Annotated in this window: 10 protein-coding genes; 5 read left to right on the forward strand and 5 right to left on the reverse strand. The window is 54.6% G+C overall.

From position 1 onward, the window contains the following. From AC2FLJ_RS06425 to AC2FLJ_RS06435, 3 genes are all read right to left on the reverse strand, one after another. Nucleotides 1–939 (reverse strand): ABC transporter permease, encoded by a 939-nt coding sequence (locus tag AC2FLJ_RS06425; protein WP_108859860.1) that lies wholly within the window; start codon nt 937–939, stop codon nt 1–3. Between the two features lie 86 nt (nt 940–1,025). Next, nucleotides 1,026–2,591 (reverse strand): ABC transporter substrate-binding protein, encoded by a 1,566-nt coding sequence (locus AC2FLJ_RS06430; RefSeq protein ID WP_496704889.1) that lies wholly within the window; start codon nt 2,589–2,591, stop codon nt 1,026–1,028. 21 nt (nt 2,592–2,612) lie between these two features. Beyond that, nucleotides 2,613–4,589: a CocE/NonD family hydrolase gene (locus AC2FLJ_RS06435; RefSeq protein WP_496704890.1), complete on the reverse strand. Its 1,977-nt coding sequence runs from the start codon at nt 4,587–4,589 to the stop codon at nt 2,613–2,615. 129 nt (nt 4,590–4,718) lie between these two features. Between AC2FLJ_RS06435 and AC2FLJ_RS06440 the strand changes: the two genes are divergently transcribed. Next, nucleotides 4,719–5,480 (forward strand): helix-turn-helix transcriptional regulator, encoded by a 762-nt coding sequence (locus tag AC2FLJ_RS06440; RefSeq protein WP_472724729.1) that lies wholly within the window; start codon nt 4,719–4,721, stop codon nt 5,478–5,480. A gap of 1,158 nt (nt 5,481–6,638) precedes the next feature. Here AC2FLJ_RS06440 and AC2FLJ_RS06445 read toward each other — a convergent pair. Beyond that, entirely contained in the window at nt 6,639–7,463 is an 825-nt protein-coding gene (locus AC2FLJ_RS06445) for a TauD/TfdA dioxygenase family protein (protein WP_496698405.1), read from the reverse strand. A gap of 91 nt (nt 7,464–7,554) precedes the next feature. Here AC2FLJ_RS06445 and AC2FLJ_RS06450 point away from each other — a divergent pair, with 91 nt between their 5' ends. From AC2FLJ_RS06450 to AC2FLJ_RS06465, 4 genes are all read left to right on the forward strand, one after another. Beyond that, complete coding sequence (locus AC2FLJ_RS06450) at nt 7,555–8,451, forward strand: LysR family transcriptional regulator (RefSeq protein ID WP_496698404.1); 897 nt, start codon at nt 7,555–7,557, stop codon at nt 8,449–8,451. Between the two features lie 599 nt (nt 8,452–9,050). Then, nucleotides 9,051–9,671, forward strand: a complete 621-nt coding sequence (locus AC2FLJ_RS06455) for an adenylate/guanylate cyclase domain-containing protein (RefSeq protein WP_496698402.1) — start codon at nt 9,051–9,053, stop codon at nt 9,669–9,671. Between the two features lie 144 nt (nt 9,672–9,815). Beyond that, complete coding sequence (locus tag AC2FLJ_RS06460) at nt 9,816–10,292, forward strand: hypothetical protein (protein WP_496704893.1); 477 nt, start codon at nt 9,816–9,818, stop codon at nt 10,290–10,292. Between the two features lie 132 nt (nt 10,293–10,424). Continuing rightward, complete coding sequence (locus tag AC2FLJ_RS06465) at nt 10,425–11,033, forward strand: hypothetical protein (RefSeq protein ID WP_496704895.1); 609 nt, start codon at nt 10,425–10,427, stop codon at nt 11,031–11,033. A gap of 617 nt (nt 11,034–11,650) precedes the next feature. Here the strand turns inward: AC2FLJ_RS06465 and kce are convergent. After that, a complete protein-coding gene (kce, locus tag AC2FLJ_RS06470) occupies nt 11,651–12,589 on the reverse strand; it encodes a 3,5-dioxohexanoate:acetyl-CoA acetone transferase (RefSeq protein ID WP_496698398.1) in 939 nt (312 codons plus the stop codon). Nucleotide 12,590: the final 1 nt, after the last annotated feature.

A 12,590-nucleotide genomic window follows, 5' to 3' on the forward strand; every position in this document is an offset into this window, starting at 1 on the left:
TCAATGAGCCGTGCGTGCGCGTGGGTCGAGCAACGCATTGATCAGGTCTGCCAACGCGGTCGACACCACGAACAACGCCGTTGATATGAGGACCGAACCCATAACAATCGGGTAGTTTCGGGTGGTAATGCTATCGATAACCAACTTACCCAAACCCGGACGGGCAAAGACAATTTCAGCAAAAACAGCGGAGCTGAGAAGAAAGCCCATCCCTACCCCGATCACGGTGACCACCGGCAAAATGGCGATCCGTAGCGCATAAACCATGACGACACGACGCTCGGCGATCCCAAAGGCGCGCGCGGTGCGCACATGGCTTTCGCCCATAACCTCGAGCATCGAAGCGCGTACAAGTCGAGCAATATAGCCGACCCAGCTGAGGCCGATGGCAAAGGCCGGCAGAACCAGATGGTCGAGGCGGTCCCAGAACCCCTCTCCGGCACCGATTGCGGGAAACCATTGCAGATGCACAGCGAATACCAGCAGCGCTAAAAGCGCGACAACAAAGGCCGGGGCGGCCACGAAACTGACGGATATTGCGGCGGCGATCCGGTCGATCAGCGTGTTGGGATGCGCCGCCGCATAGGCACCAAGTGCGATGCCCAGGCTTGCAGACCACAGGATTGACGCAAAAATCAGTTCCAGCGTGAACGGCAATTGCTGGAACACGATATCGGTCACGGAACGGCCCGAAAATACATCGGTTCCCAGGTCTCCTTGCAGCAGATTCCCATAGAAGATCAAAAGCTGTTTCCAGATCGGTTGATCAAGCCCCAGCGCCGCTGTGAGTTGGGCCTGAAGTTCGGGCGTGGCACGCGGGCCCAGCATGATCTGGACCGGATCGCCAGGCACGGCGCGGATCATCAGGAACATGACGGTGACCGCCACGAACAGGATGAGCAGCGACAGCCCGAAGCGACGGGTTGCAAAACTTAGCATGGCCAACTGGCTCCTTGTGGCTTGATGGCGTTCAATTTGGCACGGCGAGCGTCACGCGCTCGCCGTACCCGGTCGACCTGGGGAGGTCAGGTCGCCTTGCCGAAATAGCGAAGCAACGACAGGCCATCTGGCCGCAATGCAGGAATGACCCGGGCGCTGTGAATGACCGGTGTCGCCTCGTGCGTAATGAAGCGATAGGCGCCGCTTTCTTCCATCAGATCCTGCGCACGCTGATACATTTCCGCCCGCTTTGCGATATCCGTTTCAGCAGCCGCAGTTTCGTGAATCTCGTTGAATTCAGGGCTGTTAAAGCGTTCCCAGTTCCATTTTCCTATCTGTTCAGGCGTGAACCACGACGTCGCATAATACGGATCTGGGGTCATCGAAAAACGGTTCAGAACGAGCTGCAGGTTTTCATTGTCGCCGGACGCCCAGAATGCACCGGATTCCAGAACGTTGACTTCAACCGTGATCCCAATTTGCGCGAGCGTCGCCTGAATGATCTGAGCCGTTGTCGTGAAGGTCGTTTTGTTCAGCGTGTCGAGGGTCAGCGTGACATTGGTTTCACCGGATTCCGCCAGCAGCTGTGCCGCCTTCTCAAAATCCGCCGCCGGTGGCACCAGCGAAGAAGCCCGATGCCCGGCGAGGCCCGGTGCGATGATGCCGGTCGCTGGTTCGGCAGCACCAAAATATGCGGCCTCCAGAATGCTGGGTACATCCACCGCGTGCTGAATCGCCTGCCGCAGTTTTTGATTTTGCAGCTTCGGATGCTCGACGTTCATGCCCATCCAGACATAATAAAGCGAGGGTTTTTCGACCAGCGATCCACCATTGGGAACCCCGGCACGGTAACGCTCGACCGAGCCCAGCGACACGCGGGTTACATCCAGTTCACCCGCTTCGAACGCAATCTCGGCAGTGTTTTCATCGTCAATCGGATAGATCTCGACGGTGTCCCAAGTGGGCGCGTCCCCTTTCCAGTCGGGGTTGCGCTTAAGAACAGTCTTTTCCTTGGGCGACCAGCTGTCGCGCAGGTAAGGACCGGATTCCGCAACCGGATCAGCGCCGATCCGGCCGCCGGCGGCTTCGACCGCTGCTTTCGAGACAATGTTGCCAGTGATATACGGCAGGGCAATCGACCAGATCGGTGCAAACGGGCTGTTCAGAACGATCGTTCCTTCACGTTCTCCGGTGACCTCAACATGGCTGAATGGCCCCAGGTCGGGTTTGTTCGGACTGTCGGTCGCGTCGTCCACGATCCGTTCCATGCTGAACTTGACGTCCTCTGCGGTCATGGCGCCAAATCCATTAGTGAACCCGATATCGTCACGCAATGCGAACTTGATATGGGTCGGATCAACCTGCTCGATCATCGTGGCGGCATCCAACTGCCAGCCCCATTCCTCGCCTGGTTTGTACTGGATCAGCTTGTTGTAGATCGAAGCATGCACCTCCTCTTCAACAACACCAACGGAATGAGCCGGATCCATGTTCTGCGCATCTCCATAGGCCCGCACCCGCAGCACGCCGTCATCTGCTGCAAACGCACGGTTCGCCCATCCCATCGGAAGCGCCGTGGCGGCCCCTAGCGCGGTTGCACCTTTCAGGAACCTCCGCCGACCTACATTGGCCTTTGTCCATTCGATCTTCATAGTATCCTCCCTTGGATTAAGTTAGAGAAGTCCGCGCGGAACGGTTTCGGACCATTCCTTCGTCAAAACTTCGATTTCATCTGCACCTTCAGTGGCGCGTAGTTTGCGGTAGAGATAGAAATTTTGCGCGTCGCAGGTCATCCGGCATTCGGTTGAGATGGCGACTTGCCAATCTTCGCGCTCGAACGAAAAACTCCAAGCGGTCTCGAAATGTGCGGTTGTCGGATCATCGGGGTGAATGCAGTAGCGCATACGAACGTCACTGCCGACAATCAGATCATGATACGGGTCGCGCGATTTTCCGTAGTCATCAAATGTCTCCAGAACCACCTGACCATTTTTGGTCACGGTGCGTTCGGATTGCGCGGATGGTGGACGCAATTGTTCACCGGCAAGAACTGGATAGTTCTGTGCCGGGCCAGGTTCAGAGGCTTGAACCTCATGCGTGACTTCCCGCACCGGCAAATGCAGGGTGCAATCCTGCAAGTACATTGTCACCTCGGCCGAGTGCGGTGCTGGCCAGACGATCGGCCAGTATGACGTCGACAGCGCCAGTCGCAACACGTGACCCTCGCGCAAATAATGCGCGCATTCGTTCAGAACAATTTCGGCTTCATAGATTTCACCCGGCCGCAGACTTTCGGGCGTTTCATGACTGCGGTAATGGCACAGGTTCAGTGGACGATAGCTGATGCGCTGCGATACACCTACGGGCGAGACATCGCATAACCGCGCGACAAGTTGGGCAACAGGTCGATCTACCGAAAACCTAAACTTCAGCTTTGCTCGGCCCAGCAGCTCCAGCGGGGCCTGCAGCGGCGCGCTGTCAAAACAAACCGACAGGGCATCATCCCTTGCCTGATCCCCTGCAAGTTCATTGTCGATCCGCATGCCCGCACAGAAATATCCGCCTTCCCTACCGACATGACTGGGTGATGTGACAGCGACCGTGCCTGTAGCCGGTTCCCGAGAAAACCCCCCTTGCGTCAAATGCCAAGCCTGGTCAGACACATGCGGCGACGGCCACGTGGTTTCCGCAATCCAACGACCTTGCCGAGCAGAGTTGTGCGCCGTCGGATTGAAGTGTTCCTGCATGTAAGTCCTGTACGCAGGCAAGTCCTCGGCCCCATTTTCCTGTCCTTTCAGCCAGCGGTCAAACCAGCCGATCACTTCGGAGTGAAAGTCTGCAGGATCGAGTTTCGAGATGTGAGGATAGCGGTGTTCCCAAGGCCCAATGACGGCCTTGGTAGGCACGGTTAGGTTGGCTGCCAATGCCGTGGGCGCATTGACATAGGCATCTGCCCATCCGGTGATAGCCAAAACGGGGGTTTGGATCGCGGACAAATCCTCGCAAACCGATCCATGTTTCCAAAACGCGTCACGCGTTTGATGGCGCAGCCAATCCGCAGCAGAGAATGGGACGTTTTGAAGCCGGGCCAACCAATCCTCTCGCCAATCTGTACGAAGGTCTTGATCAGCGGGGCGGGTCAGATAGGCAAACATTTGACTGCCCCAGTTCATGTTGTCACTCAGCAGGCACCCGCCCATGAAATGGATGTCATCCGCATAGCGATCCACGGTCGAGGCGACGCTGACGACGGCCTTTAATGCTGGTGGTTGTCGAAAGGCTAGCTGCAAGCCGTTAAACCCACCCCACGATATCCCGATCATCCCGATATGGCCGTCACACCAATCCTGCGCGGCGATCCAGGCTATGACTTCCTCACCATCATGCAGTTCCTGCTCAGAGTACTCGTCGTCGAATTGCCCTTCGCTGTCCCCGGTTCCTGCTATGTCAACGCGGATGCAGACATAGCCTGCCTCGGCAAAAACCGTGTGTGTCGTTTCATCTCTTGGCGCAGTGCCGTCACGTTTGCGGTACGGTAAATATTCCAGAATTGCGGGGGCAGGACCGGTTTCGGGCAACCAGATGCGCGCAGCCAGCCGTCGCCCATCGGCGAGCGTGATCCATGTGTTCTCGATGGTTTCAATTGGCATCTGGGCGCTTGTCTGTTGCGAGTTGATGCCGAAGAAGAAACCGATTTGCAGATAAAACAAATTGTGCGATCTTACGCGAACTGACGCATTTTGCAGTGATATAGCGTCAGAACGCGAAAGGTTTTGCCTGTGTCAGACAATTTTTCTGCCAACCTGCGGTCGCTGTGCGCAGAGCATGGGAACATTTCACAGATTTGCCGCGATATCGGCGTCAACAGACAGCAATTCAATCGCTACCTGAATGGCTCCAGTCTGCCCTCTGCCCACAACATGCGTCGCATCGCGCGTCATTTCGGCCTGACAGAAGCAGAGTTGTTTGCTGAAACCGATGCTTTTGAACGAATGCTGAAAGGCACCCTGCCCCAATCTGGGACAGCGCCCACGGACGCATTTCTGGATCCATTTCGGAGCCAACAGAAAAACCTGAGGCGATATGTAGGCTTCTATCATTCCTATTTCTGCACGCCTTCTTGGGAAGGAAAGATTTTTTGCTCATTGATCCGGATTCAGGAAGTTGATGGGTTGTTCACGATCCGATCCAGGGAAATTGCCATATCCCCAGACAAGAGCACGCACCAGATTTCGCGCTATGCGGGTTTGGTGACAATGCGTGGGAACAGGATATTCGTGACCGAGCACGAGCTTGCGCGTGAAGGTAGCGTTGCCACCACCATATTGTATTCTGCACACCGTCAGCAGCTGAAGTACCTGCGGGGCATGACAATGGGTGTCGCATGGCGACCATACCCGCATCCTTATGCTGCCAAGACAATCTGGAAACGCTTGCATGAGCGTGTGACAGCCCGTGAGGCTATTGCCGCTTGCGGGATCTACCCTGCCCAAAGCAACAGGATCGATCCAACTGTTCGAAAACACCTTTACGAGGCTTGAAGCGAGCGTCGAGCCCACAATTTTTGGCATTTAGACAGGACAATTGATCGTCGTGGATCATAACCCCCACAGCATCGAACTCTCAATGATGAACCTCCGCCACCGAATTGGTCCACCCCAACAGTTAGGAAACGGAGGATTGGATATGGGTCTCAAACGACACAAACCGGAAGAGATTGTCACAAATCTTTGACTCAATCGGTTGCCAAAACCTCAAGAAAAGCAAAATTCGCGTATTTAAATTCTGACTCAAACATCAAGCATTTCTGACCTAGACGGTGAAGCTGCTGTTAGATTGCCCTGCAGCTAAGGTTTGAGAAGAGCCCAAACTTGCTCATCTCCGCAGTACGGCTATACAGCAATCATGAAGTGGATTGCCCTCATTATTGGAATTGCATTCATTATTGCGGCTTGGCTGATTGTTCAGGTTGGTAGAGGTGTTCGCTTCACCCATAGCGGCTTCGAAGAATGGGATGATACGTTTTGGGCAACATATAGGTACTGTTGCCTCATGACCGATTTGAGGACTGCAGCGCCGCTTGGTCTTTTTGGCATAGCCATGCTTGGTTTCGCAGCAGGGAAGTTTGTGCGAAACTAAACGCTATCAATACTACTGAGCACCCAAAAGCAATGGCAGCTTAAGCATGGTCTATTTGTCTGTGATCATAAACTTTTTTACTTTCATTGCAAAATGTAACGTCGAGCCAGATCCCAACCCAAACACCCCAAGCTGCCAGAAAACACTTCCACCAAGATTCAGCACAATAATAGACGCAATTGCTGTTCCAAAAGCCAAGGCCCAAACCACGAATACAAGCCTTAAAAACCTTCCTGTGACCCAAAGATACGCGTGTCTTACCTGTCGCAGGGTTGATGCAAGAAAAGCTGAAAGTTGGAAGTACATGCGGTTACCTCTATAGCCCTGCCCACGTTCGCGAAAGCCTGAGCTGCAATATTGTGGCTGATTACGGAGGTCAAAACACCAAAGTGGTCATTGCAGGCCGGAAGACCAACGGCAGCTTTGTCCGCCTTTCCGACTTTGACGGGCCTTGCGGTCCAAATTGGCTCCGCGCCCAAAATGTCAGATTCTACGCGGCATATGAATGACCGCTTCGCGCATCACATTCCTTTTGCGCTTGCTCGACCAACATCGGGCTTCTAACGCGATAAGGCTACGCCATCCACAGTGATCCTGTGCATGAGACGCCGGAATCCGTGATAATCGTTGATCGCCTTGTGCCAGGTGGCGCGATTGTCCCACATGGTGATGTCGCCTTCCTGCCAACGGACTCGGGCCTGAAATTCGGGCTGTCTGCAATGCTCATAGATCATATTGAGGACGGCCGCGGATTCATCGAACGTCAGGCCTTCAATGTGCGTAGTAAAGACAGGGTTTACGAACAATCCGCGGCGCCCGCTGAGTGGATGTTTGATGACGACAGGATGGCGCGCATCTTGCGTCGCTGCCTCGGCATTAGCCAACCTTCCGCTTTTGGCCGCTTCACTATCCAACGTGGCCTCGCCAAAGACGTGGCGCGACGAATGCACGGCCGTCAGCCCATCAAGAAACCGGCGCATGGGTTCCGACAGAGCCTCATAGGCCGCGCCCATCGAAACGAAAAGCGTATCACCGCCGTAGGGGGGCATTTCGATGGCATGCAGGATTGATCCCATCGCCGGGACCTGGTCGTAGGAATGATCGGTGTGCCAGCCTTCGCCCACCGCTTCTTTCTGGTCCTTTTCCTTCAGGACGGTTGCAATTTCAGGGTGCCCGTCGACAGGTTTGAAAAAGCGGTTCACGTTGATCGGACCGAAGCGGCGCGCGAAGTCGAGGTGGTCTTCCGAAGCAATGTTTTGCCCTCTGAGAACAACGACGGAGTATTTGGCGAAGGCTGCCTGGATTTGTGCAAACTGCGCACCGTCTCTTACGTCGGCTCCGAAAACTTCTGCCCCCAAGCTGCCTGTCAAAGGTCTGATGTCCATCGGTTCTCTCCCTGTTTTCTAGCGAGAAGAGTAGGATATTGCTTAAGATCGGAAAAACTGAATTAATCTGGCTCAAAGGATGATTTTACTGATGGTTCGGTTTTCACTACGTCAACTTGCCTTTTTGTCGGAAATCGCCCGTTGCGGTGGTATCGCGCCTGCGGCGCGAAAACTGAACGTCTCCGCTCCGGCGATCTCCTCGGCGCTTGATAAACTCGAAGCGGTCACTGGCTTGACCTTGTTTGATCGTTTTCCCGCACGGGGTATGCGGCTGACCAGCGCGGGTACGGAGTTCCTAGCCGATGCAGAAGCTCTGCTAATGCGGGCGAAGGCCCTGGACCGACGTGCCGCCGAAATGGCCAAAGGGGAAACCGGAACGATCCGAATCGGAACACACTACGCCATTGCCCAACGGATCGTGTTGCCCGCGGTTCTGACGTTCCGCAACCACTATGCCCGTGTACGTATCGAAGTCGTGGAAGATGATTTTCCAAGCCTCGTTGCTGCACTTGATGCTGGAAAGGTCGATGCGCTTGTTGTTTTTAATCAGGGCTTTGATAATACGCGCTTCGATGTCGAAATCCTGAAGGCGTTGCCGCCCTTGGTTTTGCTGCCCGCATCGCACCCTTTGGCAAAGGCAGACAGCGTGAAGCTCGAGGCCCTGTCCGACATTCCCTACATTGCCGTATCGCGCGCTGGTCCCGGCCCCAGCTATCTTGACTTGTTGCGGGCTGCCGGTCTTGATCCGGAGGTGCCGCTGACCTCGCAATCGCGCGAAATGGTTCAAGCATATGTGGGAAAAGGATTGGGCTTTACTCTTGTTGGCTTCCCGCCTGGCCGGAATCTGACGATTGAAGGCGATGCTGTCGTCACGCGTCCGCTCGCGCAAGAGATTGGCCAGTTCGAGGTCACCATTGCTCTGGCAAGGGCCGTGCAACAAACGGATCCGGTAACAGCATTTCTGGATATGTGCCGGACCCAAGTTTGAACAACAGTGTCACGCCCTTTTCTGAAAGCGTACCGTTGCGCAATTGATAAGAAAGGCGGATTTGTCCGCCATGAGGCCCTTCCAATTCGCCCAAAAACGTTCATTCAAGCTACGCACGCTCGAACTTCAGCACAGCTACCCCTAATGCTTCTTCCCCCGACCAAGGCCATCGCGCCGGGCACCGACCATCCGGCGCACAAGGGGGCTCGACATCCGGATCGAAGGATCACAGCGGCCGACGCGAAAACAGGAAAAGATGATGGGTCGGTTCAACTCACTACGCCAAACGCAACGACTTCTCGTCGTCCACGACCAAATCAGTACGATCTCTCGCCCCGTCCGCTATCGTCCTACCAATCACTCCTACTGCCATGCCAGAGCCGACGTGTCCGAGCTGTGGGAAGGGTGTGTGGCGGAACTATCGGCCTGATTGCACGGTCTCACGCATATTCCAATCCACCTCAGATAACTTGGCAATGCCGCACCTGTGCATAGGCTCTCTAGGTAGCGCGAGAGAATGCAAATAATGGGTGGCTTTGGCGTATGTCGCCCATCGGTCAGAGTTCCACAGGACCCAAGCCCAAAGCAAGCGTGAGTGGATGGCTGATCGCGAAAAGGACAACCCAGAAGACCGACGAATTGCCTACCGAATTGGCGTACACCTCGGGGACATCATAATCGATGGCGACGATATATTTGGCGATGGCGTCAACGTTGCCTCGCGACTGGAGGGATTGGCAGAGGCGGGTAGTATACGGATCTCGGAAGCCGTGTTCAACAATGTAAAAGGTAAGCTCGACTTGGGATTTGCCGATCTTGGTCCGCAAAAGGTCAAAAACATCTCGGAACCAGTCCAGACTCTCCAAGTGCTTCTCGACCCAAGTGACGCTGGCAAGTTGGTAAAAGCGACGCTGACCCGACTGCCGCTGGTGCGCTACGGGGCGTTGGCGATGATCGCGCTGGTGGTGGCTATCGCCGCCGGACTCTACGCCCGCGACCGGATGTTTGCACCGACAAGTACCGGACCACCGAAGCTGCTGGTGTTGCCGCTGGCCGCCGCCGATGCTGGCAGCCGACTGATTGCCGAGGCCGCGACGGAGAACTTGATTGCCTCGTTTGCCCGGCTGAAGGGGCTGACTATCGCACCTCGCGACGTGTCGATGCAATACAAGGGTATCGAACTTGCTGCCAGCGACGTGCCGGATGATCTGGAGGTGTGATACATCCTCGACGGCACAGCGACATCCCAAGCCGATACCGTCGAGATCTCGGCGCGTCTGCGCGACATCAGTGCCTCGAGTGAGGACGTTGTCTGGGAGCAGAAAGAGGTCGGGAAGACTGACGAGCTATTTGGCGTTTTGGCTATGCTGAAACTGGGCGCTACGGCCGCCATGAAGGTCAGGCTCAACCAGACGGAGCGGGCGATACTCGAATCCAAGCCTACCACCAGTTTCGAGGCCTACCTCGCATTTGCCCAGGCTGAGTTGTTTCGGTACAGCGGAAACTTCTTCGATCTAGAAAAATCTCTGCCTCTCTACGAGAAATCGATTAACCTCGATCCCGGATTTATCGCCGCACATGTCGGATACGCGGAAGCCAATTTTCCCATCTGGAGTATGGGCTACAACACCATACGCTACACTCTTGATGCACTAGATGCAGCGAGAGAAAGCATCGAAACAATCCTCCAAGCACAAGACGCGAATGTCTATGCGATTGGTCTGCAGGTTCGAATTGAGATTGAACTGTCAAACCACGAGCAGGCATTGGCGAAAGCGAGGGCGGCCGTATTCCTCCAACCTGACGAGCCTTGGCTACGATTTGTTCTTGGCCTGTCGTAGCTAGCAGCCGGCAACTAGAAAGAATCACTACAGGAACTCGACAAATACCAGTCGTTGTCGCCGCGGCTGAATTCCGGCGAAACGAGGGACCTGTCTTTCTCCTTCCTTCTGCTTGATGATGTAGAGCAGGCCTTGGGACTGCTTAAGCAGACCCCTCCCGAAGAGTCCACCAAGATCGATCAGTACTCCCAACTGGCGAATGCTTATGCCCGACGTGGCGAACTGGAAGAAGCCAAATTTTACATGGCAAAGTTTCTCAAGGAGACCGTGTGGAACAATCTGGCCTGGCAGCGAGGCTATTTCGGTCGGTATGCCGATCCGGCTCTGTACGATCGTTGGAGTGAGGCAATGCGAGCCGCGGGATTACCGGAATCACCTTTCGATTTCGAAGCCGGGCGGGAGGCCGACCGTTTACAGCACGACAATTTGATTGGACTCTTTTCCGATATTTATCAGGAGACGCACACGCTGGGTCCCTTTGGAATGCCATATTCTCAAGACCGCAGCACTGACGGCACGCTCACTATGAACTTCGCCTGGATGAAAGGGCAACCGATTTCCGGTCACTGGTCGATCGAGGGGGACCAGTTCTGTGTACGCACACCTGCCATCCACGTTAATCGTGAACAGTGTCTCAATGTTTATATTGACCGAGACAAATCGACTGAAAAAGTAACGCACATTTCAACTGTCTATTCTTTCGGGGCCTTAAATTCCGAGTTTACCAGAGTGAGCGAATAGAGCACATGATCAGGCTAATTTGGCCACGTCTACAAGTCGTTCTCAGCAAAATCTACCAACTCTAGTTGCGCCAAAACAAAACGGCTGGCATCAATTTGGATGGCAGAAATGTCCCGCAATGTGTCCGTTTGAGTAGTTCCTGATCTTGCGCGTGCAGCGAATGTCGGGAAAGCGGGCTCGCCCGCAGCATCTTGAAAGTAGGGTGAAGGTCTGGAGTAGGCCTAAAATGGCGACTAGCCGACAACCTGAGAGGCAACGCCACAACCCAATACCAACAACCAGTAAACACCGCTGAGTTAAGATTCCCCGCACCTTGGGCGTTTGACTTAAGGTAAATTCCTATGTCGAACGATCAGACAGTTTTTGGTCCAACTGTGACGGTTGGGTCAGGCTCGTGTGACGTTCAACACTTACTGTGAAACGTCACAGATCTTTGATCTCAATCGACGGCAAAAACCTCAAAACCAGCTAATCACGTCAGATAATTCTGACCTAAACGTCAAGCATTTCTCAACCACACCGACCAACGGCCTCTCAACGAATCTGCTGCTAATGTCGAAACCCAGAATTGAACCAATCCCCAGTTTAGTATTGCAGAGTAGCAAGCGCCTTTCCTGCTAAAACGCTACCCGGTCGCCACCCTTCAAATCCAGAATTTCCCGGGCTTCGTCGGGCGAAGCTACCTGACTGCCCAAGTCCTCTACGATGCGGCGAATTTTGGACACCTGTTGAGCATTGCGCTCGGCTAGTTCGCCTCGAGAAATGAACAGGCTGTCCTCCAGTCCTACACGAATATTGCCACCCATCTGGCTTGCCGTCGTGGCAAGCGACATCTGTGCCCCTCCAGCCCCCAAGACTGACCACCGATAGTCGTCACCGAAAAGCCGGTCGGCCGTACGTTTCATGAAGATCAGGTTGTCGACCTCGGGTCCGATTCCGCCGAGGATGCCAAAGATAAATTGAATGAATATGGGTGCCTTGAACAACCCGATATCCATGCAGAATTTCAGGTTGTACAAGTGGCCGACATCGTAACATTCGTGTTCGAATTTGATGTCATGTGGGGCCAGGGTTTCTGCCGCTTCGCGAATGTCCCGGAATGTATTGCGAAATATGTTCTGATCGGAATTTGCGACATAGTCCTTCTCCCAATCAAACTTCCAATCGTCATCGCCATACCGGTTAGCCAGCGGATGAAACGAGAAGTTCATCGAACCCATGTTCATCGAGCACATTTCGGGGCTGAAGGTCTTGGCCGGATTGATCCGGTCCTGAATAGACAAAGTCAGCGATCCTCCGGTCGACAGGTTCACGACAGCATCCGTCGCTTGTTTGATGCGCGGCAGGAAAGGTGCGAAGTCTTTCGGGTCGACCGATGGTGAGCCGTTCTCGGGGTTGCGCGCATGCAGGTGCAGGATCGACGCGCCGGCCTCGGCAGCATCAATTGCCTGACGCGCGATATCATCATAGGTGTACGGAAGTGCATCCGACATGGTTGGCGTGTGGATAGCGCCGGTTACGGCGCATGTGATGATCGTTTTTTTCTGACGAGCCATG

Source organism: Ruegeria sp. CDSA034 (genome assembly GCF_059612275.1).